Annotated in this window: 26 protein-coding genes and 2 pseudogenes; 9 read left to right on the top strand and 19 right to left on the bottom strand. The window is 60.5% G+C overall.

The features are described 5' to 3' along the window. Positions 1-36 precede the first annotated feature (36 nt). From ACR9ZQ_RS12070 to ACR9ZQ_RS12020, 11 genes are all read right to left on the bottom strand, one after another. Entirely contained in the window at positions 37-963 is a 927-nt protein-coding gene (locus tag ACR9ZQ_RS12070; RefSeq protein WP_310386454.1) for an RDD family protein, read from the bottom strand. Then, positions 960-2,036, bottom strand: a complete 1,077-nt coding sequence (locus tag ACR9ZQ_RS12065; protein WP_481427896.1) for a stage II sporulation protein M — start codon at positions 2,034-2,036, stop codon at positions 960-962. The genes ACR9ZQ_RS12070 and ACR9ZQ_RS12065 overlap by 4 nt, the downstream gene beginning before the upstream one ends. Further along, a complete protein-coding gene (locus ACR9ZQ_RS12060; RefSeq protein WP_481427895.1) occupies positions 2,033-3,340 on the bottom strand; it encodes a DUF58 domain-containing protein in 1,308 nt (435 codons plus the stop codon). Before ACR9ZQ_RS12060 ends, ACR9ZQ_RS12065 begins: the two co-directional genes overlap by 4 nt. Continuing rightward, positions 3,341-4,297 (bottom strand): AAA family ATPase, encoded by a 957-nt coding sequence (locus ACR9ZQ_RS12055; protein ID WP_481427894.1) that lies wholly within the window; start codon positions 4,295-4,297, stop codon positions 3,341-3,343. After that, positions 4,284-5,558, bottom strand: coding sequence for a DUF4350 domain-containing protein (locus tag ACR9ZQ_RS12050; protein ID WP_481427893.1), 1,275 nt, complete (start codon positions 5,556-5,558; stop codon positions 4,284-4,286). The genes ACR9ZQ_RS12055 and ACR9ZQ_RS12050 overlap by 14 nt, the downstream gene beginning before the upstream one ends. Then, positions 5,551-6,261, bottom strand: coding sequence for a hypothetical protein (locus tag ACR9ZQ_RS12045; RefSeq protein ID WP_481427892.1), 711 nt, complete (start codon positions 6,259-6,261; stop codon positions 5,551-5,553). The genes ACR9ZQ_RS12050 and ACR9ZQ_RS12045 overlap by 8 nt, the downstream gene beginning before the upstream one ends. A 41-nt stretch (positions 6,262-6,302) precedes the next feature. Further along, positions 6,303-6,749 (bottom strand): DUF805 domain-containing protein, encoded by a 447-nt coding sequence (locus tag ACR9ZQ_RS12040; RefSeq protein WP_481427891.1) that lies wholly within the window; start codon positions 6,747-6,749, stop codon positions 6,303-6,305. Between the two features lie 31 nt (positions 6,750-6,780). Continuing rightward, positions 6,781-7,224 (bottom strand): DUF805 domain-containing protein, encoded by a 444-nt coding sequence (locus ACR9ZQ_RS12035; protein ID WP_481429300.1) that lies wholly within the window; start codon positions 7,222-7,224, stop codon positions 6,781-6,783. Between the two features lie 310 nt (positions 7,225-7,534). Beyond that, a complete protein-coding gene (locus ACR9ZQ_RS12030; RefSeq protein WP_310386465.1) occupies positions 7,535-7,981 on the bottom strand; it encodes a DUF805 domain-containing protein in 447 nt (148 codons plus the stop codon). A 203-nt stretch (positions 7,982-8,184) separates the two neighbouring features. Next, positions 8,185-8,856: a VIT1/CCC1 transporter family protein gene (locus ACR9ZQ_RS12025; protein ID WP_481427890.1), complete on the bottom strand. Its 672-nt coding sequence runs from the start codon at positions 8,854-8,856 to the stop codon at positions 8,185-8,187. A gap of 72 nt (positions 8,857-8,928) precedes the next feature. Next, positions 8,929-10,335, bottom strand: coding sequence for an adenylate/guanylate cyclase domain-containing protein (locus ACR9ZQ_RS12020; RefSeq protein ID WP_442205424.1), 1,407 nt, complete (start codon positions 10,333-10,335; stop codon positions 8,929-8,931). Positions 10,336-10,577: 242 nt separating this feature from the next. Here ACR9ZQ_RS12020 and ACR9ZQ_RS12015 point away from each other — a divergent pair, with 242 nt between their 5' ends. Together ACR9ZQ_RS12015 and ACR9ZQ_RS12010 are read left to right on the top strand one after the other, a co-directional pair. Continuing rightward, the gene (locus ACR9ZQ_RS12015; RefSeq protein WP_481427889.1) at positions 10,578-12,713 is read left to right on the top strand and encodes a M48 family metallopeptidase; all 2,136 of its coding nucleotides are present in this window, start codon (positions 10,578-10,580) and stop codon (positions 12,711-12,713) included. 141 nt (positions 12,714-12,854) lie between these two features. Continuing rightward, positions 12,855-13,361, top strand: coding sequence for a hypothetical protein (locus ACR9ZQ_RS12010; RefSeq protein ID WP_481427888.1), 507 nt, complete (start codon positions 12,855-12,857; stop codon positions 13,359-13,361). A 50-nt stretch (positions 13,362-13,411) separates the two neighbouring features. Here ACR9ZQ_RS12010 and ACR9ZQ_RS12005 read toward each other — a convergent pair whose 3' ends face one another. The 4 genes from ACR9ZQ_RS12005 to ACR9ZQ_RS11990 all read right to left on the bottom strand — a co-directional run bounded on the left by ACR9ZQ_RS12005 (position 13,412) and on the right by ACR9ZQ_RS11990 (position 15,714). After that, positions 13,412-13,858: a DUF4952 domain-containing protein gene (locus ACR9ZQ_RS12005; protein WP_481427887.1), complete on the bottom strand. Its 447-nt coding sequence runs from the start codon at positions 13,856-13,858 to the stop codon at positions 13,412-13,414. Positions 13,859-13,946: 88 nt separating this feature from the next. Then, positions 13,947-14,468, bottom strand: coding sequence for a cytochrome P460 family protein (locus ACR9ZQ_RS12000; RefSeq protein WP_481427886.1), 522 nt, complete (start codon positions 14,466-14,468; stop codon positions 13,947-13,949). Between the two features lie 389 nt (positions 14,469-14,857). Then, positions 14,858-15,109 (bottom strand): ribbon-helix-helix domain-containing protein, encoded by a 252-nt coding sequence (locus tag ACR9ZQ_RS11995; RefSeq protein WP_481427885.1) that lies wholly within the window; start codon positions 15,107-15,109, stop codon positions 14,858-14,860. A gap of 161 nt (positions 15,110-15,270) precedes the next feature. Beyond that, positions 15,271-15,714: an SRPBCC family protein gene (locus ACR9ZQ_RS11990; protein ID WP_481427884.1), complete on the bottom strand. Its 444-nt coding sequence runs from the start codon at positions 15,712-15,714 to the stop codon at positions 15,271-15,273. Between the two features lie 227 nt (positions 15,715-15,941). Here ACR9ZQ_RS11990 and ACR9ZQ_RS11985 point away from each other — a divergent pair, with 227 nt between their 5' ends. From ACR9ZQ_RS11985 to ACR9ZQ_RS11970, 4 genes and pseudogenes are all read left to right on the top strand, one after another. Next, a complete protein-coding gene (locus ACR9ZQ_RS11985) occupies positions 15,942-16,250 on the top strand; it encodes a DUF7256 domain-containing protein (RefSeq protein ID WP_481427883.1) in 309 nt (102 codons plus the stop codon). A gap of 2 nt (positions 16,251-16,252) precedes the next feature. Beyond that, positions 16,253-17,257, top strand: coding sequence for a DUF7256 domain-containing protein (locus ACR9ZQ_RS11980; protein ID WP_481427882.1), 1,005 nt, complete (start codon positions 16,253-16,255; stop codon positions 17,255-17,257). Then, positions 17,245-17,649, top strand: a complete 405-nt coding sequence (locus ACR9ZQ_RS11975) for an SMI1/KNR4 family protein (RefSeq protein WP_481427881.1) — start codon at positions 17,245-17,247, stop codon at positions 17,647-17,649. The genes ACR9ZQ_RS11980 and ACR9ZQ_RS11975 overlap by 13 nt, the downstream gene beginning before the upstream one ends. Positions 17,650-17,851: 202 nt before the next feature. After that, positions 17,852-18,139, top strand: a pseudogene (locus tag ACR9ZQ_RS11970) (transposase); the annotation flags it as partial. Between the two features lie 160 nt (positions 18,140-18,299). Here ACR9ZQ_RS11970 and ACR9ZQ_RS11965 read toward each other — a convergent pair. Then, positions 18,300-19,712, bottom strand: a complete 1,413-nt coding sequence (locus ACR9ZQ_RS11965; RefSeq protein ID WP_481427880.1) for a DUF1254 domain-containing protein — start codon at positions 19,710-19,712, stop codon at positions 18,300-18,302. Positions 19,713-20,274: 562 nt separating this feature from the next. Between ACR9ZQ_RS11965 and ACR9ZQ_RS11960 the strand changes: the two genes are divergently transcribed. Beyond that, the gene (locus tag ACR9ZQ_RS11960) at positions 20,275-21,732 is read left to right on the top strand and encodes a DMP19 family protein (RefSeq protein WP_481427879.1); all 1,458 of its coding nucleotides are present in this window, start codon (positions 20,275-20,277) and stop codon (positions 21,730-21,732) included. Here ACR9ZQ_RS11960 and ACR9ZQ_RS11955 read toward each other — a convergent pair. The 3 genes and pseudogenes from ACR9ZQ_RS11955 to ACR9ZQ_RS11945 form a co-directional block, all read right to left on the bottom strand. Further along, a pseudogene (locus ACR9ZQ_RS11955) lies at positions 21,653-21,910 on the bottom strand (SDR family oxidoreductase); the annotation flags it as partial. The gene ACR9ZQ_RS11960 and the pseudogene ACR9ZQ_RS11955 sit on opposite strands and share 80 nt — an antisense overlap. A gap of 68 nt (positions 21,911-21,978) precedes the next feature. Then, positions 21,979-22,305, bottom strand: coding sequence for a hypothetical protein (locus tag ACR9ZQ_RS11950; protein WP_113324786.1), 327 nt, complete (start codon positions 22,303-22,305; stop codon positions 21,979-21,981). Between the two features lie 154 nt (positions 22,306-22,459). Then, on the bottom strand, positions 22,460-23,218 hold the full coding sequence (locus tag ACR9ZQ_RS11945; RefSeq protein ID WP_481427878.1) for an SDR family oxidoreductase: 759 nt from the start codon (positions 23,216-23,218) through the stop codon (positions 22,460-22,462). Between the two features lie 261 nt (positions 23,219-23,479). Here ACR9ZQ_RS11945 and ACR9ZQ_RS11940 point away from each other — a divergent pair, with 261 nt between their 5' ends. Together ACR9ZQ_RS11940 and ACR9ZQ_RS11935 are read left to right on the top strand one after the other, a co-directional pair. After that, positions 23,480-24,172, top strand: a complete 693-nt coding sequence (locus ACR9ZQ_RS11940) for a hypothetical protein (RefSeq protein ID WP_481427877.1) — start codon at positions 23,480-23,482, stop codon at positions 24,170-24,172. 313 nt (positions 24,173-24,485) lie between these two features. Further along, positions 24,486-25,568 carry a MerR family transcriptional regulator gene (locus ACR9ZQ_RS11935; RefSeq protein ID WP_481427876.1) on the top strand — a complete coding sequence of 361 codons (1,083 nt, stop codon included), beginning with the start codon at positions 24,486-24,488 and terminating at the stop codon, positions 25,566-25,568. Positions 25,569-25,753 lie beyond the last annotated feature (185 nt).

The following is a 25,753-nucleotide window of genomic DNA, read 5'->3' as shown; positions in this document are numbered from 1 at the left end:
GGCGCAATAAGCTGGCGAACCCCACACTCTCCGCCGTCAAACAAGCTTCCTCGTCTCTGTCCGCGTATGCTCGTGATACTTGTTCTCACGCGCCTTTCCGAAAAGCTTCAGGCTCTCCAGATGCTCGCGCTGGGCGCGGTAGAAATCATTGAGGAAAGTGAGCTCCTGGCCGGGCTTCACGGGCTCCTCATACCGGATCCTTCTGGTAATGGTGCGGACGATCTTGACGATCTCTTCGGTGTTCGGCTTCTTCGTCGTGTCGCGAAGCACGTCCTCCAGCGTCTGCAGCTCGTATTTGCCGTAGATATCGAGATGCTCGGGCAGGAATTCGAATGCCGGCTGCGATGATTGAGCGGCAGGGGCGGTGAGCGCAAGGTCCGAGAGCAGCACAGAGCGCGGATTGTCGACCACGAGCGTGCCGGCGATCATGTCGCCGATGCGTTGCCGGCGGCGATTGGCGAGCGGAACGATCACCACCGCCAGCAGCCAGAGGACCGTCAGCCACGCTTCCAGCGCCGACTGCGAGCCTATCGTGAAGAGAAGGCCCACGGGAGTGAAGATTTCCACCTCTTTCATCAGGTTGCGTGCGGTCACCTGATGTGGGGTCAGGCGCCGTCCATCGACGTTGATGACGCGGATACCAGTGATCCTTTTTCCGAGCGTGCGCCCGTTCCAGATGAGCTCCGAGAGAACGTAATAGGGGGTGCGCAGCAGGAACCCCAGGAGGATGATCAGGATCGTCGTCGCGTTCGTCGGCAAGCCCCCCGTGAAGACGATGGCAAGCGCGCAGACGAGGATGACGAGCGCGGTGAGGATGATATCGAGGATCTGCGCGCCGAGACGGCTTCCGAGCGAGGCAATGGCGAGCGCGATCGGAACACCCTCCGGAGGGATGAACTGCTGGATGCGCTCGCCATTCTTGCCATCGCTCACGGACTGGTTTGACTGTTTCGGCTCTCTCATTGCGCAGTTCCACGCGAAGCTTTGCTCTCGCGCCCTCCAAGCAGCAGCCAGCCGACCCAGAAGACACCCATGCCCCAGCCGATGGTGAGCCGCCAGATCGGGTCCTGTACCAGCTGGCGCAGGAACCCTTCGATGAAGGCAGCCACGACGAGCATGAGGGCCGCAAGGATCGCGAGCTTGACCGCATCATGCGCTTGGTGGCGCAAGGCATCTCCGCGCGTTCGCGCGCCGGGAAGAAGCACGGCAAGCCCGAGCCCTGCCCCGCCGGCGCAGGCGATGGAAATGGCCGCAAGCTCTGTGACGCCATGAATGGAAAGCCAGGCAAAGACGTCGTAGCCCAGCCCCTTCTGTCGGAACATCGCGAAGAACGCACCGAGGATCAGGCCATTGTAGAAGGTCAGGATGAAGCTCGGCACCGACATGAAGACGCCGAGTGCAAAGATCAGCACGGCAATGCCAGTATTGTGGGAGAAGAGAAATGCCGAAAAGGCGGCGAGCCCGTCGCCCTCATGCCGCTCATTGCCATAGATCGTCGAGCGCAGATAATCGGCGGAAGCATCCGGCGTGCGCAGATCGGCCATTCCGGGCGGCACGAACGTGTAGAACCAGCTCGGATCGCTGCTGCAGAGCCTGTATCCGGCAAAAGCGCCGAGAACGAGCGCCAGAAAGCCGATGAACAGAGGCAGGGCCGAGCGGCGCACCGCCTGCGGAATGCCGCGCAACAGCAGGCGGGACATCAACCCGCCAAGGCTTTCCTGCGGCGCATAGACGACGAGATAGGCCCGGGCGCAGAGGCTTTCCAGATAGGCGACCAGCGCCCGATCGAGGGAAATATCGCGCGCGACGCTGAGCGAATTCATCGCCTGCCGGTAGCCGGCGGCGAGATTGCGCACCTCGTCATAGGTGAGCGCTGCCGCACCGCCCTTTTCGGCCCGCGTCACCAGTCCGTCCAGCTGGCGCCAGTGCGCCTCGCGTTCCAGGCGGAAGCGGGCCGAGCGCAGGAGATCGTTGGGCCCGCCGGCATGGAGCGTCGCGCCACTATCAATCCTGGGGTCGATGCGCAGATCCGTCATATCATCTCGCGGGATTTGATTTCGATGTAGCGGGCAATGAGATCGGAGGTCAGCGCCTCGGGCGTGCTGTCGAGGCAGAGTACGCCGAGACGGGCGAGCTTTTCCATCACGGCGCGCCGCTCCTGCACGATCTGCCGCGCCGCGACCGAGTGGGCGATGGCATCGAGCGTCGTCTCTTCCGGCTCCATCAGCTTTGCCAGCATCGGATCGCGCAGAGCGACGTAAACGATGAAATGATGCCGCGCGAGCACCTGTATATTCTCGATCATTAGCTCCGCCGTGATACTGTCGACGAAATCGGAGAATATCACGATCAGCGAGCGCCGCTTGAGACGGCCGGAAAGATGCGTCAGACCCAGCGTATGGTTGGTCTCCTGGGTCTCGTAGTTGAGATCGGCGCAGACCGTCTGCAGGCGCGCAAAGGCACTACGCCCCGGCAAAGCAGGCTGGAAGAGGCGCGGCCGGCTGTCAAAACTGTAGAAGCCGACGAGATCACCCGCGAGCCCTCCTGCCCAGCACATGGCGAGCGCCGCATTGATGGCGCGATCGAGCTTGGTGAAGCCGCCGAGCTGTTCGGCCATCAGCCGCCCGGAATCGACGCAGAGAATGATCTGGTGGTTTCGCTCCGCCCGCATCTCGCGCACCACAAGATTGCGCATGCGCGCCGAGCGCTTCCAGTCGATGCTGCGCGGATCCATGCCGGCGGCAAATTCCCGCAGCTGATGGAATTCCGATCCCTCGCCGCGCAGCCGCAAATCCTTCTGGCCGGCTTCCAGCGGCAGGATCTGCGTCTTGATCGCTCCTGACAGCACCGGCGAGATATCGGGAACAACGGCGATCTCGCGCGCCACCGGCAGGCGCACGATCCTGTCGATCAGCCTGAGGCGCGACGGCCATTTCAGCCAGAGCTCCCGCACCGAAAATTGCCCGCGCCGCGTCAGCTGCAGATCGAAGGATGCCTTCACCGGCCCGGAAGCGGCACGCTCCATCCGACGCTCGCCGATGACAAGCTCCGGCGCGGTATCAAGCCGGATATCGATCCCCTCGGGCAGCTTGCCCTTCTGCTTGTTGATGACAACAGTGAAAGGGGCCGCGTGGCCGACAAAACCCTGCGGCGGCAGATCGACATCGACAGCCATCCGGCCCGACAGCGCCGAGAAGACGAGATCGCCCGCCGTGACGACCGCCAGCACCACCCACAGGAAGACGAGTAGCATGCTCATGTCGCGCCACCATACGCTGACGATGACCGTCAGCGCCGCCATGGCAAGAACAAGCGCGATCAGATGCGAGGACGGCCGCATTTACCGGGGCGCATCCACGCGGTTCCTGAGGCTGCGCAGCACATCGTCAGGCGTGCGGCCGTCGATCTCTGCCGAAGGCGACAGCACGATACGGTGGCGCAAAGCCGGCGTCAGCAGCGCCTGCACATCGTCAGGCAACCCGTAATCCCGCCCCTCGAAGGCAGCCCGCACGCGCACGGCCGCGGCCAACGCATCGGCCGCACGGGTCGATGCGCCGTAGAGAATATCGGCATCGTAGCGCGTGGCGCGCACGAGATCGACGACATAGGTCAGGATCGTCTTGTCCAAATGGATCGCATCGATCAGCGCGCGGCCCTCGGCAAGCGCCTCGCTGGTGACGAGCGGACGGATGCCGGCATTGCGGATATCCGATTTCAGCGCCTGATCCGCATGCCTGGAAAGGATTGCGATTTCCGTATCGCGATCGGGAAAATCGACGATGAGCTTGAACAGGAAGCGATCGAGCTGCGCCTCGGGCAGCGGATAGGTGCCCTGCTGCTCGATCGGGTTCTGTGTGGCAAGCACGAAGAAATCCGGCCCGAGCGAATAATCGACCCCGTCAAGCGTCACCATCCGCTCGTTCATCGCCTGCAGCAGTGCAGATTGCGTTTTCGGCGGCGCGCGGTTGATCTCGTCGGCCAGAAGAATGTCGGTAAAGACCGGCCCCTTGGTGAGATGAAACTGGTTGGTCTGGAAGTTGAAGAGATTGACGCCGAGCACATCGCCCGGCATCAGGTCCGGCGTGAACTGGATGCGCCGGTAATCGAGCGCCATGGCGGCCGAAACCGAGCGGGCAAGCAGCGTCTTTGCCGTGCCGGGCGGTCCCTCGACAAGGCAGTGCCCACCCGAGAATATCGAGATCAGGACGAGATCGATGATCGCATCCTGTCCCTGCACCGCCTTGCCGATCTCACCGCGTACCGCGGCAATGAGATTGCGAAATTCACCCAGATCCAAAGTCGATGCTCCCTAGCGATTTCCTGAATGTCTCGAGATTGCGGTGCAGATCCGCCCGTTTCATCAAATGTCCGCGATCAATCAGCGCCTGAGCTGACGAATGCAACGCCTGCGCCGCCGCATGATCGCGGCGCGCCAGGCGTTTGAACAGCCGATCTATGCCCGCCTCGTTTCCGGCTCCGGGGCCGAAGAGCAACTGCGCCTTGTCCGCAAGCAGATGGAGCACGAACTGCGACACCATCCGCCCGTCATTGCCCGACAGGCGAAGCAGCCGGGCGGTGGCTTCGATCGCCGCGCTCTTCGACAGCTCGATATTTCCGGACGCATCCTTGAGCGGCGGCCCGAAACGCCAGAACCCGCGCCAGAAGCAGATCGCCATGACGATGAACAGGGTTCCCCAGATGACAGAGAGCGGATAGGCAAAGAAGCGCTTGAGATCGGCGCTGGAGCGCTCGTAGGTGCGCCCCTCGTCCACGGGTTTCGTGTCATCCAGCGGCGCCCCTGATGTGTCGATATAGACCGGGCGCGTCTCGCCGGCGCCACGCAGATGCTCGAAGAGAGCCACGGCAAAGCTGGCGTTGTCTGCGAGAGCCAGCCCGTGATTGGTCACGAGATCAGGATCCGACAGCAGATAGACGTCGGGATTGTCATCGCAATGAACGAGCAACGCGCCCGACGGTATGCCGACGACCTCCTGGCAATCGTCCGACAGGCTTCCCCGATCGAAGGTCTGCGCCTGGTACAAGGCGATCTTCATGGACTGGAACTGTTTCAGAGCGACTTGCGCCTCTTCGAATTCTGGCCCATTGCGCGAGAGGTGCTTGCTGGAAAGTTCCACCCCATTGAGTTTGTCCTGTATGGCGGAGAGATCCAGCAGGTCCGACTGGCCGGCAATGCCGTCCTTCAACACGCTGCCACGCCATTTCGGCATGACGATCAGCGTCGGAAGCTCGTGGTTGATCGCTTCGTAGGCCCAGTCTTCCGGAGACACCTCAGCCGTTTTCTCGTCTCCCGCAGGTGCGGCAATCGCGCCCTCTGATATCGGCAGAAAAAGCATGCGCATGGAGATTTCTGAGCGTGCCCTGACGAAATGCGGATCGGAGCGGATAACGGGAATACCCTTGGCTTCCAGCCAGACCTGCAGCCCCCTGCTGCCGAGCGGCGAGTGATCGAAATCATTGTCCCGCGGCAACCCGAAGAGCGCCAGTGCCGCAAGCCCGACCAAAACCAGCAGGATCACAACCGGACCGGCATTACGCATGGCTGAGCCTGCCTATCGACAGCAAGGCCCGCGCGGAGACCAGAAGCGTATCGAATTGTCCTTCCTGCAGTGGGCGACCGCCATAATGAACGAGCTCCGCCTCCGAGAGCAGATATTCCAGCCGCTCGCGGTCGGGCATGGTGTCCGGCAGACGGGCAAAAACCGCCCGTTCCGTATCCGAGCGGAAAAGCCGTGTTCCCGTCACATCGGCTGCATGCAGCAGGCAGTGCCGGAGCAAAAGCACCAGCGCCTGCCGGCGATCGGCCATGGCAGCAATGCGCTGCAGGACATCATTGGGCCGCTCCTCGGCCGCTGCATCGGATGTACGCCAGCTCTCCGGCGCCTCTCCCTGCCGCTTCTTCACGTCGCGCGGCGCGGATGAGAGCAGAACGCCCCCATTGCCGAAAAACATTGCAAGGCCGATGATGACGACAAGGGCGACGAGTACAAGCACGACCGCCACGGAACCGCCGACGGCTGGCTCCTGCGGGGAAAACGGACGGTTATCACGCGACAGGGTCGCATCCGGTACTCGCTTGGGCTTTTCGGCACCATCGCGATAAATGAGCTTGCAGCGCACGCCATTAAGCGCGCATTGCGCGGCATATTCGCTGCCGACGACGCTGACCGGCCGGTCGCCCGTCCCGCCCTGACTGCTGCTGTCCTGCGCCAGCGCAGGATAAAACTGAGCCGAGGCGGCCAACGATAGCGCCACCAGCAGGCCAATGTGACGGAGGATGCGGCTCAGGTGAAAACCTCCGCCTTTGGTTCCGCAATCAGCGAATCCGGCCCGTATTTGTTCGGACCTTCCGTGCCCGGAAGCAAGCAGATCACGTTCACAGCAGGGCCGGCGAGGATCGCGAAACCTGGAATGACACAGAGAAGAGCCAGCGTGCCATATCGGGAGCTGGAAATACCGCAATCCTGGAAACGCCGCGCGTGAAGGGCCGTTTGCGGCGACAAGGTCACCAATACGAACAGGATCAGGATGGTCATCATGACGTCTGCGATCTGCGAAAGTCCGTCAGCCCCACCCGTCGCTTCGCTGACCGTAACAAGCAGCGGGACATACGCTGCCAGCAGCGCCCAGTAGAGCAGTTGGAACCACCAATATTCCGAGCGGGAGGCGCGACCGGAGAAGGTCGCGTACTTCTTCCACAGAACCGTTCGGACAGATTCATGAAACCCCATTTGAAATGTCCCCCCCCAGAACTCCACCTGCCTAGGCGAAAACCTGGGCTCTGACCTCTGGACGAAGCGGATCCGGCCCGAACTTGTTCGGACCTTCCGTGCCCTTGAGCACGGTAATAACGAGGCCCGCGAGGCCCGCAACAACATTGAGGTAGGGAATGAAGTTTGCGATAAAAATCACGAGATACCACCAGCCCGAGATGTTGCGGTCATGGAAACGGCGAACCGTAAGGGACATCTGCGGCAGCAGCATTGCGAGCGCAAACAGTCCGGCGATGACCCCGATGGCAATGAGCAGTGACGAAGGTCCATCCTGACCATCGGAACCGGCGGCCAAAGCAGCCAAAATTCCAAGTCCGATCAGCACCAGCCAATAGAACAGCTGAAACCACCAGCATTCCGAGCGGGAGGCCCGACCGGAGAAGGTTGCATATTTTTGCGTGAGAACCGTCCGAACAGATTCGGTAAACCCCATAAAATGCCCCATTTCTGCTTGTTGCAAGCGTGGTGACCCCTCACCATCGCCTCGGAATGACAGTTGTTTCGAATGAGAAACAGCTACGATTCAAACGCAGAAATTGCAATAAATCAGTCGTATCCGTCACTATTCAAAAATGATAACGCTTTTGCGTTCAATTTCTTCATCACATAGCTGGAATTAGGCGTTCGATTCCATCGGAAGCGGGCCGCCGCGCTGTCCGCCCTGTCCCGCCCCTGCACAAGGCAAAACAGGGTCAAGATGGCAATAGCGCAGCCAGCAAATCGACATTCCCGATGGCGATGCCTTAGGCAAAAACCTCGGCTCTCACTTCCGGACGCAACGGATCCGGGCCGAACTTGTTCGGGCCGACAGTGCCCGGAAGCACGCTGATCACGAAAATGGCGATGCTCGCAATCAAACCGACATAGGGAACCAGCCCCAGGATCACCAACGCGAGATACCACCAGCCGGAAATGTTGCGATCATGGAAGCGGCGAACCTGAACGGCCAATGCCGGCAGAATAGTTGCAAGCACAAACAGTCCAGCGATGACCATGACACCAATGGCGAGCGACGAAAATCCGTTCTCACCACCGGCAGCGGCCGCAATCCCGACGGCCACGATCCCAAAGGCGAACAGCACCAGGCAATAAAACAGATAATACCACCAATATTCCGACCGGGAGGCCCGGCCGGAAAAGGTTGCATATTTCTGCTTCAGGACGGTCCGAACAGCTTCACTAAACCCCATTGAAATGCCCCCATTTCAGCTTGCCACGAGCGCGGTGACGACTCACCATCGCCTTGGAACGACAGTCGTTACGAATGGGAAAGTGCTACAATTCAAACGCAGAAATTGCAATAAGTCAGGTGCGTCGGGCGCACGATTTGAAAAAGTAACGATTGCACGTTGAGTTTTCTCATCAGCGCGCCCCGCGTCAGGCATTCAATCCCTTAGCCGCCGAGGGCGACCGCGATTGCGACCAGAAACAGTCCAAGGCAGGTCATCGCCATACCTGCATAAAACGGCCGGCCACCTGAAAAACCTGCCCATGCATAACCCGTCACGAAGAGCAGAACGACCAGAAACAGGTTGCTTGCCCTGAGAGCCCGGTCAGCATTGTCGATCAGAAAGAAAGGGATGACGGCGGGAAGCGCGGTGGCCGAGACCAGCAGGAAGATTGCGACCGCAGCGCGCAGATCGGCCTTCGTCAGGGATAGTTTTACCGGCTCGGCACGACGCGTGAGCGCAAGCATCGAGCGATAAAGCGCGTCCGCATCGGCAGCCTCTGCAGAGAGCGGCGATCCTTCGACCGGAAACTCTTTTGCGATGACGGTGAGCGCGGTGGCTTCGTCCCTGGCCGCCCTGATCTGCCGAAACAGCCGAAGACGCCTGCTCCTGTAAAATGTCGTCCCCAGGATGAACAGGACGGCGTCTATGATGCCCCAGGCGACGTTGCATCCGATGGTCGCAACGACGAGGTCGCGGACATCCAATCCTTCCTCGCCAAGCACAAGCCTCGAACCGACCGTCCACGTCAGCGCCATGATCAGCCCGAAAAGCACCTCGCCGAGCGCATCGCCGGGATCGAGATCTGCGAAGATGGAACCCGGAGACATATTCATCGTCTGTGCCCTTGTCTCGTTCGCGGTTATTTCACTGCTCGCGAGCCCGCACGGCCCGAAACGTCCGATCCCTCACGACAGCGCGAAAATCCTCACTTCCCGCCCGATGCCCTGAAGTTCCTCCATGCGGGAAACCTGGCTGATGCCGCTGTCGCGCAACATCTCCGAAACCTGCTCATTGCCGACGACCGCCTCCGTCGTCAGGATCACCTGCGGTTCGGCAAGGCCCTGCACGCGGGAGGCGATGTTGACGGTCTGGCCGAAATAATCCTGACGGTCGTTCATGCTGACGGCAAGGCAGGGGCCCTCGTGGATGCCGATCTTCAGGAGAAGATCCTCGCTGCCGCGTTCGGCATTCAGCCGCAGCATCGCTTCGCGCATCCTGAGTGCTGCCGCCACCGCGCGGTCCGGGCTCGGGAAGGTCGCCATCACGGCATCGCCGATGGTCTTGACGACTGCGCCGGCCTCGGTAGCGACGATCTCGTGCAGAACACGGAAATGCGTGCGCACCAGATCGAAAGCGGCGAGATCGCCGACGCGCTCGTAAAGCGCGGTCGAGCCGCGCAAGTCGGTGAAGAGGAATGTCAGGCTGGTGATCTTCAAGCGCTGGTCGACATCGAGCGTGTCGGTGCGGTAGATGTCGCGAAAACTCTGATTGGTCAGCAGACGCTTGGCCGTCAGGAAGGGCCGCCTGTGGCCCAGTATGTCGTGCAGCTCATCGCCTGCGATGCAGACATTCGGCAGTACGCGGCGATCGGTGTGGTTCTCCAGCGTCAGCCGCAGCAGGCCGGGGCGCAGCGTCAGCGTTTCGTTCGGCGCATGCCCCTGGCTGATGACCATCGAGAGGGCCTGGCGTTCGCCGGTCGGATCGCCTTGCACGTCGATGAACTGCGCCGAATGCGTCACCGCATCGAAGATGATGATGAATTGCGCCGGCAGCTGCAGCGAGACGAAGGCCCGCTCGCCGGGGTCCAGTTCGACCATTTCCAGCAGGATGCGCGCAAACCTTTCTTCGAGGTCATCGGGCAGGTCGACCCCGGACGAGAAGAAGATCTGCCGGTAATATTCGAGCGGCGGCAACCGGTCGGGATCGTGGGCGGCTATCCTGCGCACGCGCGGACTGACCGTGAAGGTAACCTCGACCATCTCGTCGAGCGTCGGCTCGTAGCCGGCTGCACACAGCGCGCAATGATAGGCATCCCGGTCGACGGCTTTCAGGGTGGCACCCGTATCGAGCACGCCGCCGCATCCCGGGCAGAGCACATTCCAGGTCATCTCGAAGGCGCCGATGCGAGCTGCATGCAGAAACGCTGCGATCACCTTCTCTTCATCGAGATTGTGTGCTTTGGCGAAGGCCAGCGCATTGATGCGGTTGAGCTCGCGATCCGAGCCGTGCCTGACGACATGCTCGATGCACTCGACCGTCCGCGGGTCGGCCGCCTGTCGCAAAGCGGTAAAAAGAACGTCCACTTCGCTCATGGGACAGGTCTCCGTGCACGCAACGCCACGGCTGATAGTGCCGTCGGCAGAATAGAATTATATCACGGAATTGCCTGATAGAAATCCGAATGCCCCGGATGCCGCACAGCGCTGGATCGGCCGCCGATTTTTTTTGAAATGCAATTGATATTGGTTGCTCGCCGTACAATTGATACGGGAATAATCCGAGGCACTTTATTGGTTTACTTATTGGTCGGCCGGCGCCCGATCAGGGAGGGACAATGCGAAAATTCAAGCTTCCCCAAAATGTAAGCCTTGTGGTCTGGCTGGTCCTTGTTCCAGCTATGCTGTTTGGCCTCGGACTATGGCAGGCCGAGCGGGCTCGCGAGATCTTCGCACAATCGCAAGCGCAGTCAGAAGACCTCAAGGCAACGCTCGCTCAGGTCAGGAAAATCGCGGAAACAGAACCGGGAGCCATGCTGACGTTTCAGTCAGACGCGGGGCCGAGGTCGCTCTCTGCAATGGTCGCCGTACCGCAGATCGAGGCGGCACTGGACCAGGCAGAACAGGATCTCGAGATTTCATCGATCCGCCGGCCGCTCCCCTGGGGCACGATCGGTGGCGCGATCCTGGCATTCGTCAGCGGCATCCTCGGGCTTGCCACGGCGACCATCAGCGGCTTGAGAGCACGGCGATCTCAGGAGCAGTTGGTCAGGAGTTTCGGACGCTTACGCATCATTCTGCCTTTCGTCCTTGCGGCCCTAGTCATCGGATTTTGCATCGGTATCGTCGGTGCAGCCGTATTCGAAGCGATCAGCATGGGCCTATGGGCGGACTTCTCGTCCGGCAGCGCCAAGCTTTTCGTCCTGGCCCTTGGCCTGGCCGGGCTTGCCGCCTACAGCGCCTTCCTTGCATTGCGCGGTCTCAGGAACGTCTTTGCGCTGTTCGCTCCCCAGCCAATGGATGTTTCCGGGCGCAGGGTGGAAGAAGCCGATGCACCGGGGCTTTTCCGCTTCGTCCGCGATCTCGCCGACCGGCAGAAAGCCGTGCGGCCGGACACCGTTGTCGTCGGTCTCACCAACGGTTTCTTCGTCACCGAAAGCGAACTGCGGCTTTGGCCGGAAGATAAAGTCATCGGCGGGCGAACACTCTACCTGCCCGCTCCCTATCTCGACCTGCTCGACGAGCCGGAGGTCGCGGCGATCATCGGTCACGAATTGGCGCATTTTTCCGGCAAGGACACGCTGTACAGCCAAAGGTTCACGCCGATCTACGCCGGCCTCTGGCGATCGCTTTCAGCTCTGCAGCGTGGCGACGGCGGCAGCTTCGTCCTGTATCCGGCAGCCATGCTGGGCTTTCATGCCCTCCAGCAGTTCGACCATGCGGTAAACCATTGGAGCCGCATTCGCGAGTTCGATGCGGACCGAAGCGGCGCGCGATCCAGCTCCGTCGTCGGCGCGGCCTCTGCCCTCATCAGGACCGGGCTGATCCCTCCCGCCCTCGATCACGTCTTCAGCCTCGTCGCCAATCGAGTGCTGGCTGCGGAAAATTCGGAGCCTGAGCCTGACCTGGTTGCCAAGACCTCGGATCTCGTTCGTCTCCATGGCTGGTCCGATCCGGTCTCCCTGCTCGAAGATCGGCAGCCGCATCCGACCGATACGCATCCACCGACCGTCCAGCGCATTCAGGCAATGGGGCTCACGGTCGACAAACGGCTGCTTGACCTCGCCACGCGCGCTCCAAAACCAGCCGGCCTCACATTCGCCTTCGAGCTCTTTTCGGATTGGAAAGCGCTTTGCAGCCAGCTGAGCGGCGATTACCTGGACCAGGTGCGCGACCTGCGCACGGCTCGCCAGCAGGCGCTCGAAGAACTCGCCGCCGCGGCGCCGGGCGAAACGATCCTCTACGATAACGTCAAGCCGATGATCTGGACGATGGCGATCGTCGCAGCCATCTTTGCAGGGTTCGGAGTGATGGTTACGGTCTTTGCGGCGGAGCTCGGCTTTGCGCAGGATTATTTCGCCAGGACACTGCTATCCGGTATCGCCGCAGCCGGCGTCATCGGCTGCGGCCTTTACGCGCTCTATCTTCACAAATCGGCAGCTCAACCCCTCATGGTCCTGACGCCGGCGGAGTTGCGGGCCTCGATGCTCGACGGGCCGGTTGCCTGGACCGATGTCGCCGCCCATCAGGTATTTGCCTCGAGCCGGTTTGCGCTGCGCCTTTGGCTGGCCCCGTCTGCCTCGCTTCCCGCAAAGAAGTGGCGAGCGCTTTACAGCAAGATCGACCGCAAACAACGCGTCGTTACCATCGGGGCAATGGGCATTCGCGGTATGAAGGCCACGGAATTCAGCGCGCTCGTCGAACGTTACCATAACGCAGCTCACGCGCTGAAGGAGCTTTCCGAGTTCTCGTGAAGTCAGCAAAGTGCGCAGCGGTTTCGCGTGCGGAATTGTGTGAAAACAAGGAGATAGAGCATTTCCGTGATTTGAGGAAAAACGGAAATGCTCTAGACGTTGGACTGGGTCACTCCGGATCAGAGAAAAGAGATAACAAAGTTGCAGCAGCGAAACTCACTTAAGGTCGTAGCCACCCTGGCGGTCGTCGCATCTCTATGGTGCACTCTGCCTCTGCAAGCGCAGGAACCAGCCGGCGGCCTGACGTGGTCCAAGGATCCGGCCAGCCATTGCGAATTCGTGTCTCCTGTATCCCTGACGACGGGCCCAACATACTGGACCGGCGCATGCCTGGGAAATAAGGCTTCCGGATCGGGAATGCTGCGTCGCCGCGATGGCGATCGCGCCGGCCCCGCTTTCTACGGGGAAATGCAAGCCGGAGTGCCCGTCATCGGCGTGATCGACAATGAAGGCTATCGTGTCGGCGGCTTCAAGGACGGCGATATCGGCGGCGATGCGGAACTGGAACCTCAGGTCAGGCTGGACGCGTTCCGCGCAGCAGCAAAGGCCGCGCGGGAAGTTGCCGGGCTATACGCCAAACAGGGGAATGCAGCCTCGTCCCGCCACTACGAAACCATCGCGCAGCAGCTGGATATGCAGATCGAATGATGGTCCGACACGGCGGTTCTGCGGATTGCGATCCGCTTCGCGCCGCTTTCTCACATGTCTTCCGTAAACGTCTCCACCGTGATCCCGAACACGGTGATCTGGTGCCACTCGCTGCGGCTGTTAACCATGGTTTCCTCCGAGACCATGGAGATCAAAAAGTCACGGCCCATTGCATCACGGAACTGGCTGGCGGGAGAATCCCATAGGCAGCAGGAGCGTTTGAGGCGGTTCAAACCCACAGTCTTGATGAGATAGGCTTCGGTGGCAGCCGCATCCCGGCCGGATACGCGATATGTCGCCTCAAGCGGTTTGCCCTGCCGATCCGGGGCGTAGCTGCACCCGGCAAATTCCGCATGATCGGGCTTCTTCTGCATCTGCGCCAGAAAATCGCCGCAACCCTGCGCCGTCACCAGGATGGGAGCGGACGCTGCCATCAGCGGCGGCGCAAAGGCGTTGCACAACGACCATATGGCAAAAAGACAAGCGGCGAACTTCATATCCAACCTCGACTGCGCCGCCCGGACGCCCTTATGCGCAGCATGGATGCTTTATAGCGGATAATCAATTTCAGGACAGATGCCCCTGTCAGGGTGCGTATCGGCTGAACACGAAGTCGCGATCCTTGACGATCGAGTGGCAGGAAAAGCATGCTTCGGGCATTGCGGTGCTCGAGGGTTTACCGTCGTCAAATTCGACATATCCCCAGCCGCCGGTCGAAGCATACTTTTTTGCGTCCTTGATCATGAACTGCACACCGTTCTTGGGCGACCCCGAGACGAATGACTGGGGTGCGCCAAAGGCTTCCTTGCTTTCTTCAAGCGGGTGATAGTCCCAAGCCAGGCGGGCAATGATGGTGCCGTCAGGATAGGTAGCGGCCCCTTCCCGGAAGGCTTTGATCGCAATATCGTTGCCCAGGATGGCTCTGAGATCGTTGAGCTTACCCTCTTCGTGCGCCACGGCGATGAGCGGCCAGTCGCGGTAGCCGCCAGGCATTTCAGTCAGGACCGGGGTGCGCCCCTTATCGGTCTCTCCGGACGCACTGGCATTGTAACCGATCAAGCCGGTAACCAAACCAACCGTCAACGACATCACGATAATCTTCTTCATCGAAATACTCTCCGCCATCAGGTTCACGCGGCGATCCTGGCAGATATTCCGACGGGAGAAACCATACTTTGATATGGTAGAAACGGTTCCGCGACAGGCCGCCTACAGGCCCTGCCCCATTCTGTGTTGTTCTCGATACGTGTGCCCCACCCGACGGCCCTTGCCATCAAGAAATCGAAGTCGACCGGCTCCGTAAAATGTGCTCCGGCGTCTGCCCAGAGGCCTGACAGCATGGCTGAAAGACCGCGACACGGTTTAAAGGTTGGCTCTATGTCTCCGAATTGAAAGCTTGTAGGCAACAGCCTGTGCCTCGCCCCATTTTCCACGGGTCGCGTCAAATCTTGTCCTGAAAAGTATCCGCCGGGCGTCGAACCGGTAAGTCGCCATCATCAGCGGCGCTTGTTGCGATGAATGACATCCTCAGCCGACACCGCGACAAATTCGCTATCATCGGCGCGCATGGCTGGGCCAAGCTCTTTCTGCAGGCTTTCCCATGCATCCTTGCAGCTTTGCAGATCACGCCGGATCAGCGCGCGGATATATTCGCTCGCGTCTTCATAAAGTCCATCCTCGCCGATCTGCTGCTGAACGTGGTCTTGGAGTTGCCCGCTGACCTTCACGTGAATGCTGCCTGATGCCATGGCGTACCCTTTCGTTCCTCTTATATTGCGCATTGCGTAGCGGCTTTCGCAATTGGGAGAAAATAGACAGGCCATTTCCCGGGACGACCGGATGCACCAACACAGAAAGGCCGGGGCTGAAAGCAGTTCTCAGACCCGGGCCTCCCCTTGGGTTCTGACGCTTATTGCTGGATATCGGGCTCGACCAGACGGGCGAGATTGCGCAGCGATTCCTGCCAGCCGAGGTAGCAGGCCTCCGCCGGGATGAGATCCGGGATGCCAGCCTGCACCACATGGAGTTCGGTGCCGACCGAGACCTTCGTCAGGGTCACGGTCACGTCCATTTCGCCGGGCAGGTTGGCGTCGTCGAACGTGTCAGTATAGCGAAGCCTCTGGCCGGGAACGAGTTCCAGATATTCGCCGCCGAAGGAATGGCTGTGGCCGGTCGTGAAGTTGCGGAAAGACATCCTGTGCGTTCCGCCGACAATAGGCTCCAGATGATGGACCGTGCAGGTAAAGCCGTTTGGTGGAAGCCACTTGGCCACGGCGTCCGCTTCCAGGAAGGCGCGATAGACCTTGTCCGGGGTGGTCGCCAGGACGCGGTGAAGTTTGATTGTGCTCGGCATGTTGATCCTCCTTTGGATTGAACTTTGGCAATGCCTCGAGGACGGGCCTGATCTCGCCGATCCGACATTGCGATCGGAAATTCTCGCTTCCGCCCGGTGTCGGTCATTCCCCGCTCCCCGAAGCGGACCCAATACCGCCTGGTGCCCGACGCAGGATATAGCGGTCATTGCCCTGTCTCCAACCCGTCCTATCTCTTGCGCGGGATTATCAGCGAGAGAGGACGCGCATGCCGATAGACAATGCGAGATTGGCGCCGATGCAGCCGGGTGTATCTATGGAGGAGCTGAAGGCGGCTTTGGGGGCGAACTGGAAGGAGCCGGGCATCCAGGCGGAAGGCCGTCTGCATATCGAGGAATTCGGCACGCGCATCACCGCCGATGGCAGGCTCGGCGAGGTTTATTTCCGCGCCCCCTTCGATCTTCCGGGGCCAATCCATGGCGTCAGGATGGGAATGCCGGCGGGCGAACTGCATCGGCTCTATCCCGGCGCCGAGCGCATCTCCGACGAGAGAGAGAATATGGCTGGACCATTCTGAAGATGAACCTCTCGGATACGCTGGAGCTCGGCGTCGCCATCAAGGAGGATGTCGTCAGGATGATCAGCCTCACGGACCCGACGGCGATCTATCCGGAACGACCCTATAAATATGCCGATCCAGATCTCACCGAGGCCTACGACCTGACGCTCGCCGACCCCGTCAATCTCGCGAGGCGACCCGAGAACGGCTGGTGCTATGGCCGCCCGCCCGGCATCGATGCCGGGAGGTGGCCGATCAGCGCCACCAACGGTATGCCGCTTCGCCACGCCTTCACGGTAAGATTGCCGCCGCAATATCGCACGCTCGGCAATGACTATGTAGCGATCTCGCTCTTCGTCGACGAGCAATGGGAAACGCCGCCGGCAAGCAGGAATGCCGGAGCGGGCGCGCGGCGGGTCGATCCGCGCCGCTTCGACATGGAATTCATGGACAACAGCTACACTCTCTTCTGGCTGACGGATGAGGAATTTGCGGCCCCTCTCGGCGCCCCGCCTGCAATCGAGGGCGCCCCTGTTCCCGGCTGGCTCTCGAAATCGCCGCTCGATTATTTCGGCGAATTCAACCTGCCGAGGACGGTAGCCGAGCAGCAGGCAAAGAACGTCTTTTCGCCCGGCGGACTTGCCGTCAACGAGCTTCTGGCGGCAGCCCGGCCCCCGAGGGGCTGGAAGAACTTGCCGGGAACAGAAGCGCTCGATTACGGCTGGCCGATCGAGATCACCTTGCGCGAGGACGATCCGAATGTCGGCAAGCCGGCGCGCGAATTCAGGCACGAAAATGAGTTCAGCGGCTATATCGCCGCCTATTCGGAGGAAGGCCAGGAATTGGGGCTGGAGCGCTTTCAGGACTGGCACGCCCATCTCGGCGGCACGATGTTTCCCATGCAGGGCTATCCCGATTTCTCGCCCTTCTACATCGAGATCTCGGAGATTTTCGGCGGCTTCAATTTCGGCGACGGCATCGCCCAGATCGACCTCAAGGAGATGAAGCTCGAATGGGCCTGCTGATGCTGGAGAAATTTGGCGACGGCTGCCAGTTGCCGGGCGCAAGCCCGGCCGATATCGCCGCCTGCGAGGCGAAACTGAAGATTATCCTGCCGGCGGAGATCAAGGCCTTCCTCGCCTCCTCCAACGGCTTCAACGGCGAGGTCGGCCAGGGCTATCTGATCCTGTGGAGTGCGGCGGAACTCTCCGGGGCTGACGGCTACGAGATCTTCGAGTTTCGCGACGACCAGCTGCTGATCGGCTCGAATGGTGGGCCGACGGCCTATGGCTTCGTCAAGGGCGATTATGTCTCCATTCCCTTCGTCTTTGCCGGAGACTGGCGGAACGAAGTGCGCGTTCTCGGCCGTTCTTTCGAGGAATTCATCGAGGCAATCGAGCGCGGCGACGGCTGGTAATGGCCGGTTGCCTGCCGGTCCGGCTTGCGGCTAATCTTGCCTGATGGCGCGAAAGAGAAACCAAGACGTCACCTCCTGGTATGAGGCACCGAGGCCTGATATCTGCCCGCTCTGCGGCCGGGTCGTTCCGAAAGAACAGCGGGACGAGCACCATCTCGTACCCAAGAGCCGCGGCGGACGGGAGACGCAGGTTCTGCACCGCAAGCGTCTGATGACGGTGCCAGGAGTCGGGCCGGTTGTCTCGCCCGCTTATGTCTCGACCATCGACATTCCCAGCCGGTTTCGTCATTCACGAGCGGTGGGAGTTGTATTGGGGCTCACGCCGGTGCTCAACCAGTCCGGCGAAAGCAAGCGGATCGGTCATGTCTCCCTATGCGGCGATGCCATGATGCGCAGGCTTCTGTATGAGGCGGCGCAGACCATGCTGACGCGTGTGGTGAAATGGTGCTGGCTCAAGGCATGGGCCATGAACATCGCGAAACGGCATGGCAACCCCACGGTGGGAGGGCTGAGTGCCGATCCCGGAGAGAAGCGCGGGCCGCGAAAGACGTTGAACGCAGTACAAGTGAAAGGGAGGCGATGTCGGCTGGAATGCGCCACAAGCGGCCTCGGGGAAGACCGCTTTGGCAACAGTTCCGTGATTTGTTTTCCTATGCCGTCGGCGTCATCGGCGGCTGCTTCCACGTACCGTCGAGTGCCTCTTGCTTCGGCCAGTAGAGGCGCATCGCAATGAAGAAGGGTCCTTTGGGCGCAGGCAGCCAGTTGGCTTCCTTGTCCTTGCCGGGGGATTCGTTCTGGACGTAGAATGTCAACCCGCCATCGGCATCCTTGACAAACTGCGGCAGCATTGGCGAATTGAGCAGGTAACGGTTGATCGGGTTGGCGACGAGCAGGCTCTGCGGCAGGTTATACATGGTCAGCGACCAGAAGGCGTTGACCGGCGGCAGCATCTCAGGCGCGAAGTGCACGGTGTACTTGTTTGCCCCGTCAAGTTTCTTCCCATCGGAATCGACGGCATATATCGGATACATCGCCTCCTGCTTGGAGTTGCCGTAGATACCAAGCACAGCAGCCGCCATGCGGTAGAGGTAGTTGTTCTTCAGGTACTCGCGTGTGCCAAACATATCGCCGGAGGTCACTTCGCCAGCGTCAACGCGTTTGCGCAAAGCAGCGAGATCGGCCCAGGCGTCGGCCATTCCCTGCTCGATGGCGTTTTTCATTTCGGGTGAAAGCGTGTTCGCATCGAAGGTCTTGCCTGCGCCGACCCCGATCTTGGCAAAACGCGCCATCAGCTCGGTCTCGGACGGATCGGTCGGGCAGAACTGCAGGATGAAGTTCAGGATGTTGAAAAACTCGGGTGAGGTCTTCTCTTCGTCCGGTGTCAGCGGCTTGATGAAATCGATCACGGGAGCGGCTTCTGGCGCGGGCTGGCCGAGGAATTTGGAAAGCGGCTCAGCCTTGTATTCGGCCTGGATTTTCTTGACGTTGTCGAGATCCTCCGGGTTGAAAAGCTGCGTACGATAGGCTGCGATGATAAGCTCGGTTTCCGAGGTGAAGACCTTCTTGATGCCCTGTGGCGTCTCGCCCTTCCAGCCGGGTCCGGCGATGAGGAAGCTCCCGCCATCGTTGCCAGTCGCACGGCTGCCGATGTAGTCGAAGTTGAAGGTGTACGCGTCGATCAACTGAATGCTGAAATAGCGGTTTTTCTCGATTGGCGGCACCGTCAGCACCATCGGCTCGGCACGCAAGTCCATGCCGATCATCGAGTAGGGCGTATCCGAGTTGGGTGTCTGGATCGCCGTGTCGGCTGGCGTATAGACACGCGGGATATTGACGAGCTGGTTCCAGGGTCCCTTGTATTCGGGGTTCTTGGCGTCAACGAAATAAGCGTGCTGGACGCGGTAGTTGTCGACCATCGGGAAGCCGTAAATATAGGCCTCCTTGGCGATGGCACGCGCTTCAGCCTCAATGGCGTCCGCAGCTTGACTCGTCGCGGAGCCGAACCCCGCAAACCCCGCAGCCAGAATCATGCCCTTCGTGAAATCGCGTTTTGTTATGTTCATGGTATTTCCTCCCTCTCAATACTAATCGTGAGGGAGGATGGTGCGCCTGAATCGCGAATGCGCAAGTACGTTACAGTAATAAACAATGCCGAATTCGCTTATGACTTGTCGTCCTAGCGCCGGAGGGCGCATTTCCGGCCGACAACGAGACGATGGTTGGCCGCCGGATCAATGGGCGACGATTGGCCGCTATGGGTCGATTGCGGGCGACGAGCCATTTTTCGATTTCACTCCCCCGCCGGAACCGGCCCGCGAAGCTCGAAAAGAGCTTGACCTCGACACGCCGATTAGAGAAGGCGCCGCCCTGCGATTGCTTCCGGTGGCTGATATCCAGTTCACATCAAGGTGCACCGCCGGATAGCTCCTCAAGACCTCTGCGCGAGACGTAAACGGTGATGGTCGCCTCGGCAGATGGCGCGAGCTCTATGACTGCGGCGACCTTAAAGGTCGCCGTTCTTGGCGCAACACCAAACGCAGTCCGCGTGCCTTGAGGATCAATCAGAAGGAACTGATCACCGACCTTGACGGCAAGCGCATCGGCCACCTGCCGGCCGATAACAGCATGACGACCTGCGGCAAAATCGGCCGACGCCACACCAGTCCAAAGGTTAAGGCTGCGAAGATCATCGGCTTCGATGCCTCGAACCATGACTCCGGTACTCCGATCATTGGCAGTCGCCAAGGCATTGGAGGACTGAACGGCGATCTGCCCAAGGCCAGCGTTCGTGAAAACAAAAACAACTGTGATCGCGACTACAAAACTAAAAACATTCCTCCTGAGCGCCATCTGTTCAGTGTACTCCAAGCGAAACTTCCTCATCATGATGCGGTGAGCCCCTACCGCCATAGGTCGGTCACGGGATATTCATCCTTCTCCTCCCTTGCGCGCCCGACGGGCTTGAACTCTGCAAATGCTCCGCCAAATTTACCCGCGCCACGGGAAAAAATATCCATGAAATATGCCAGTCTTTTGCTTGCCGCTCTGTTCACCAGCGCGATCGTGGCGAAAGCTTCGGCGGCATCCGATCAAACGCAACCGGAGGCGCGCGATTTGCAGGCTCTGACGACCATGTCCACCGAATTCGTCATCGAGACGACCTTCCTGCCGCAAATCATGCGGGTGAAATATGATGACGACAAGGGGCCGATACTGGCCGATATCGGCAGGCTGGAGCCTGACGTGCGTAACCTCTTCTGGCTCTCATACCTGCATTATGTGGTGCCGGGCGGCGAGTTGCATCGCTTCTTCACCACGATTGCCGAGGCGCGCAAGATCCAGGAGGAGGCCAAAAAACTGCTGGTCGCCCAGGGCCAGTCCGTCAGCGACGACACGCTGCACGAGATGACCGAGATGAGCAAAAAATCAGACCCGGCACGCAACGCGGATGCGGTGCTGCAGGCGCTGACAGCGGCCGGCCTGACGCGGCAGGCGCAGGCCTTTGCCGCAGTGCGCGACCTCGCAGCCAAAAGTGAGGACGCCGATTTTGCCGCGCTCGATGCCGCCTTCGGCGAGATGACTGAGCTTCCGGGCGCCATCGGCAGTTATGTCGAGCGTACACCTGATCTCGTCGAATGGTCCGCCAAGGCGCGCGCTGAGATCGGTGACGAAGACCGGCTCAGCTACCTGACGGGAAAACTCAATGCGATGGAGGACGCCGAGATCGATCGCCTTCCAAAAGCGCTGAAGCAGATCTACGTCGTCGATTATTTCAACGCCGAGATGCTGAATGGCGGCGTCCATCAATTCTTCTTCAATTCGTCCGGCGGTTATGCCCCCGATGTCGCAGTCGCCTTGCGCGAACTCGGCTTGACCACACATGCCGATGTTATCGAGCGCGGCATCGACATGTTCAGCAAGCCCTATCCAACCGACATGCAGAAGCGGCGGGTGCTGAATTTTGGCGGCGAATGGGGCGCATGGGACGAGGCACTTTCTGCCCTCACCTATGAGGTCGACGACGGAGAGATAACGCCTGCCCTGATCGCGCTCGCCAAGCGTGAAAATCTGCTGCCGCGATAGAGCAGAACCACCCCACCCCTAAAGCAGCCGAACCATCAATGATCATCGGGCTGCCGGTCATGAAGCTCGATTGGTCCGACAGCAGGAAGAGCGCCGCATGCGCAATTTCTTGCGCCGCAGCCATCCGCTTCATCGGATACAGGCTCGAAATATAGTCGAGGAATTCAGGATTATTCTCGCCGCCGGCGGTTAGGGCCCTATCGCTTCAAATGAATCCATTTTGCGGTTGGGGTCACACAGGGCAACTCAGGCAAATACGGTAATACAGACGGCCATCCAGATTAACGCCGTTCCCAGTGCCATCGCTCGCCTGGCGACGACGACTTTGTCTGCCTCATCCTCCGCGACAGGTGTGGTCACAATCCAGGGCACGCAGCCAAGTGCCGCAAATCCGATGACAGCAACAATCATCACAAGATAATCGATTGCACGCCAAGTCCCCTGTTCATAGACCCCCCAGTAACCCAGAAAGGCCATCCCGACTGCAAACATGGTGGCGGACGCAGAGCAAAGCCCTGTAACGGACCCGGTAGGTGCGCGCATGGTGCTTTTTTCACGTGTCTGCGAGTTCATGACGCAATATCCACGACGGTTGGCTGTCTCCCTGCAAATATGTCAGGAATCGAGTGCGGCGTGAAGCGCCGGTGACCCTCTGGGACGTGACCCTCCGGGACGGCCGCGAAATTCCGCGCCTCGGGCGGCGCAACATCGCCCGAGGCCACTTCTGCTAAAGCAGCCGAACCGACATGCCGCCATCGACGATCATCGGGCTGCCGGTCATGAAGCTCGATTGGTCCGACAGCAGGAAGAGTGCCGCCTGCGCAATTTCCTGCGCCGCGGCCATCCGCTTCATCGGATGCAGGCTCGAGATATAGTCGAGGAATTCAGGGTTATTCTCGCCGCCCGCCGGCGTGATGGTTCCACCCGGCAACAGGCTGTTGATCCTGATGCCATCGGCCGCGTAATCGGCGGCGACCGATTTCACGAGGCCGATCAGGCCCGCCTTGGAGGCCGCATAAGCCCCCATGCCGGGCAGGCCGCCATTGCTGTATCCGACGAAGGATGAGGTGAAGACGATCGAGCCGCTGCGCTGCGCTTTCATCACGGGCAGCTGCGCCTTCAGCGCAAAGAACGCGCTCGTCAGGTTGGTGGAAATCACAGCCTCCCAATTGGCCACACTCATCTCGGCAAACGCGCCCATCTCGCCGACGATGCCGGCATTGTTGAAAGCGCCGTCCAGCCGGCCATAGGCATCGAGCGCCCGATCGACGAGCGCCTGCGCGTAAGCTCCTTCGCACACATCACCGGCCAGAGACACGGCCGTGCCGCCGCTTTCACTGATCTCGGAAACCAGCGCGTCGAGGTTTTGCGCCCGCCGCGCGCCGAGCACGAGCTTCGCGCCCCTGGCCGCAAACAGCCGGGCGGCGGCCGCTCCGATGCCGCTGCTTGCGCCGGAGATGACGATCACCTTGTCTTCCAGTTCCATGTCCAAACCTCCTGTTTCGTGGTCATGGAGGGGTAGGAAATATGAGAAGCGGCGGCCACCCGATTCCGGATCGGCAACCTGCCGGCCGGCCGGGAGGCCTGTTAACCATCTCCCGCTCTCTAGGACCATAGTCCGGCGGATGCCGGACCTCGGTCCGATGCACGCTCCGCATTTCGCACCTAACATCGTGATCGTGATGGCCGCCTTCCCGAGTTGGCTATCCCATGACTTTCGATGAAATATCCTGGGAGGGAGAGACGGATGCGTTTCGCAACTTTTGCGTCCATAGCTGCGCTTTCAATGATCATGGCTTCCAGCCCGCTGGCGATCACCAGCTTCGATAGTGCCGCCATGGCAAAGGGCGGAGGAAACGGTGGTGGCAACGGCGGCGGTAATGGCGGAGGCAATGGCGGCGGTAGCGGCAGCAGCAATGGTGGCGGTAATGGCGGCGGACAAAGCAGCAGTCACGAAAATCGCGGCCACCAGACCGGCAGTTCCCAGACCGGCAAATCATCGCGCGACGGTTCGAAATCCGGGAGCGGAGCGAAGGGCAAATCCGGTGAGGCGAAGGTGAAGTCACTATCCGCGAAAAACGCCGCAGCCGATATCAAGCAAAAGAACCTGGCCTCCGAGCTCAAGGGCCTGAACTCTCTCAACCGCAGCTACAAGGCCTATCTGCACACGTCCGATCCGAAGATGACCGCGATCGCTGCCTACGCGGTTGCCTATGCCCAGTTTGAACTCGACAACGGCATCGAGCCTTCCGTCGACGATCCGGTCCTCGGCGATGCGGCACTGGAGGATGCGCTGGCTTCCGCAACGCGCAGCGGCGAAGTGAGCCCGGAAGTCCTCGGCGAGGCCAAGACCATCCTCGGCGTCGGTGACGCCGACGGCAAAATCGACCAGATCCGTGAATCCCTGTCTTACTCCGCCCCGACCTCGACAGGGAATTAACGGCCGCTCGATCCGCCGGGCGGCATACCCGGCGGATCGATTGCACCTGTCATGGGTTTTCCCATGGGCAGAATAATCTCTTTCCCCCTGCATTGCGCCATTCGCCGCACCGACGCTCCAACTCTTTAAATCGACGCATCAGGCTTCCAAAGATCGATTCCGATTTTCGGGCCGATGCTGTGGCCCGGTTCCGAGCGACTTCTCAGCCGCCTGCAATAAGCATCAAGCCGAAACCGAAAAAACCGCGAAAAACCTCTTGAGCCGGACCCAGCGTCATAGCTTAGAAGGGTTCCGAGACATCGCGGGAGGCTTGATGGACGCCGAAACAGGAAAACAGAGCTGGCTGACGGCAGCGCAATGTGCCGAGCGGATCGGCATGACGGTGCGTGCGCTGAGGCTCTATGAAGAGGCCGGCCTCATCCGGCCGCCGCGCACGGGAAAGAACTGGCGGCTCTATGGCACCAGGGAAATTGCGCGGCTCACCGAGATCCTGGCTCTGAAGCGGCTGGGGCTCAGCCTGCAGGACATCGCCCGGCTGCTCGCCGGCCACGCGACCGATCTCGACCGCATGCTCGCCATGCAGAACCTCGCATTGCAGGACCAGCTGACCCGCACGCAACGCAGCCTCGCCGTCATCGACGCGCTGCGGGCGAAGATGGCCGCAGGCGACATTCTTTCGATCGATGAACTGCTGAAGCTCGCAAAGGACACGAACATGACCGACACCTCAGCCGATGCCATCGCCTGGCGCCGCTATGAGCAGGCACGGCCGCGCACCGAACAGAAGATCGACCCTGCCTTCTATGCCGATTATGCCGGCCACTATCATCTGGGCACGTCGGCCTATGTGGTGGGCCTGCGCGACGGGCGGCTCTTCACGCGGCTGACCGGCCAGCCGGAGCTCGAAATCTTCGCCGAAGATATCGACCGCTTCTTCTACAAGGCGGTTCAGGCGCAGATCACCTTTACCCGCGACGAAAGCGGCGCTGTCACCGGCCTCGTGCTGCACCAGAACGGCTATGAACTGGAAGCATCCCGCATGGACGAACGCGCCGCGACCGATCTGGAAGAGGCGCTTGCCGCGCGCATCCGCGACAAGCGACCGGTGGAAAACAGCAGGGCACTGCTGGAGCGGGTCATCGAAGAGCACCAACGCGGCGAACCCGACTATGAGCGGATGAGCCCGCCGCTCGCCGCCGCAGCTCGCGAACAATCCGCCATGATCAAGGCCGACCTCGATCGAATGGGGCCGCTCAGGGACATATCCTTCAAGGGCGTGACGGCGGAAGGCTGGGATGTCTACGACGTGACCTTCGACAACGGACACCTCGAATGGAGTTTCGCGCTGGCTGCAGACGGAAGATTCGGCGGGATGTTTATTCGGCCGGTGCTGTGACGGAGGTGTTTCGTGACGACCCCTCCCTGCAAGGGAGGACTAGCGGCACCGCCCTGCTCCTCCACCTCCCTCATCTCTGTGCCCTCGTGTCAGCACGAGGAAACAGGAATGAGGGAGGTTAGGGTTGGCGTCGATACCCAAAGCTACGCCAGCATTTTGGCGTTGCCGAGCGCAAGAAATCTCGC

Source organism: Rhizobium sp. KNZ14-9A (genome assembly GCF_056755015.1).
Note: the sequence above shows the minus strand (reverse complement) of the source record. Positions and strands in the feature narration are given on the sequence as shown.

What these genes read in the sequence shown, in the direction of transcription:
- ACR9ZQ_RS12030 (WP_310386465.1), bottom strand. Translation starts at nt 7,981, where the DNA reads ATGGGGTTTAGTGAAGCTGTTCGGACCGTCCTGAAGCAGAAATATGCA.
- ACR9ZQ_RS11990 (WP_481427884.1), bottom strand. Translation starts at nt 15,714, where the DNA reads ATGCCGAGCACAATCAAACTTCACCGCGTCCTGGCGACCACCCCGGAC.
- ACR9ZQ_RS11965 (WP_481427880.1), bottom strand. Translation starts at nt 19,712, where the DNA reads ATGAACATAACAAAACGCGATTTCACGAAGGGCATGATTCTGGCTGCG.
- ACR9ZQ_RS11945 (WP_481427878.1), bottom strand. Translation starts at nt 23,218, where the DNA reads ATGGAACTGGAAGACAAGGTGATCGTCATCTCCGGCGCAAGCAGCGGC.
- ACR9ZQ_RS11975 (WP_481427881.1), top strand. Translation starts at nt 17,245, where the DNA reads ATGGGCCTGCTGATGCTGGAGAAATTTGGCGACGGCTGCCAGTTGCCG.
- ACR9ZQ_RS12020 (WP_442205424.1), bottom strand. Translation starts at nt 10,335, where the DNA reads ATGAGCGAAGTGGACGTTCTTTTTACCGCTTTGCGACAGGCGGCCGAC.
- ACR9ZQ_RS12040 (WP_481427891.1), bottom strand. Translation starts at nt 6,749, where the DNA reads ATGGGGTTTCATGAATCTGTCCGAACGGTTCTGTGGAAGAAGTACGCG.
- ACR9ZQ_RS11980 (WP_481427882.1), top strand. Translation starts at nt 16,253, where the DNA reads ATGAACCTCTCGGATACGCTGGAGCTCGGCGTCGCCATCAAGGAGGAT.
- ACR9ZQ_RS11950 (WP_113324786.1), bottom strand. Translation starts at nt 22,305, where the DNA reads ATGAACTCGCAGACACGTGAAAAAAGCACCATGCGCGCACCTACCGGG.
- ACR9ZQ_RS11940 (WP_481427877.1), top strand. Translation starts at nt 23,480, where the DNA reads ATGCGTTTCGCAACTTTTGCGTCCATAGCTGCGCTTTCAATGATCATG.
- ACR9ZQ_RS12050 (WP_481427893.1), bottom strand. Translation starts at nt 5,558, where the DNA reads ATGCGTAATGCCGGTCCGGTTGTGATCCTGCTGGTTTTGGTCGGGCTT.
- ACR9ZQ_RS11985 (WP_481427883.1), top strand. Translation starts at nt 15,942, where the DNA reads ATGCCGATAGACAATGCGAGATTGGCGCCGATGCAGCCGGGTGTATCT.
- ACR9ZQ_RS12035 (WP_481429300.1), bottom strand. Translation starts at nt 7,224, where the DNA reads ATGGGGTTTACCGAATCTGTTCGGACGGTTCTCACGCAAAAATATGCA.
- ACR9ZQ_RS12000 (WP_481427886.1), bottom strand. Translation starts at nt 14,468, where the DNA reads ATGAAGAAGATTATCGTGATGTCGTTGACGGTTGGTTTGGTTACCGGC.
- ACR9ZQ_RS11960 (WP_481427879.1), top strand. Translation starts at nt 20,275, where the DNA reads ATGACGACCTGCGGCAAAATCGGCCGACGCCACACCAGTCCAAAGGTT.
- ACR9ZQ_RS12005 (WP_481427887.1), bottom strand. Translation starts at nt 13,858, where the DNA reads ATGAAGTTCGCCGCTTGTCTTTTTGCCATATGGTCGTTGTGCAACGCC.
- ACR9ZQ_RS12015 (WP_481427889.1), top strand. Translation starts at nt 10,578, where the DNA reads ATGCGAAAATTCAAGCTTCCCCAAAATGTAAGCCTTGTGGTCTGGCTG.
- ACR9ZQ_RS12060 (WP_481427895.1), bottom strand. Translation starts at nt 3,340, where the DNA reads ATGCGGCCGTCCTCGCATCTGATCGCGCTTGTTCTTGCCATGGCGGCG.
- ACR9ZQ_RS12025 (WP_481427890.1), bottom strand. Translation starts at nt 8,856, where the DNA reads ATGAATATGTCTCCGGGTTCCATCTTCGCAGATCTCGATCCCGGCGAT.
- ACR9ZQ_RS12065 (WP_481427896.1), bottom strand. Translation starts at nt 2,036, where the DNA reads ATGACGGATCTGCGCATCGACCCCAGGATTGATAGTGGCGCGACGCTC.
- ACR9ZQ_RS11935 (WP_481427876.1), top strand. Translation starts at nt 24,486, where the DNA reads ATGGACGCCGAAACAGGAAAACAGAGCTGGCTGACGGCAGCGCAATGT.
- ACR9ZQ_RS11995 (WP_481427885.1), bottom strand. Translation starts at nt 15,109, where the DNA reads ATGGCATCAGGCAGCATTCACGTGAAGGTCAGCGGGCAACTCCAAGAC.
- ACR9ZQ_RS12070 (WP_310386454.1), bottom strand. Translation starts at nt 963, where the DNA reads ATGAGAGAGCCGAAACAGTCAAACCAGTCCGTGAGCGATGGCAAGAAT.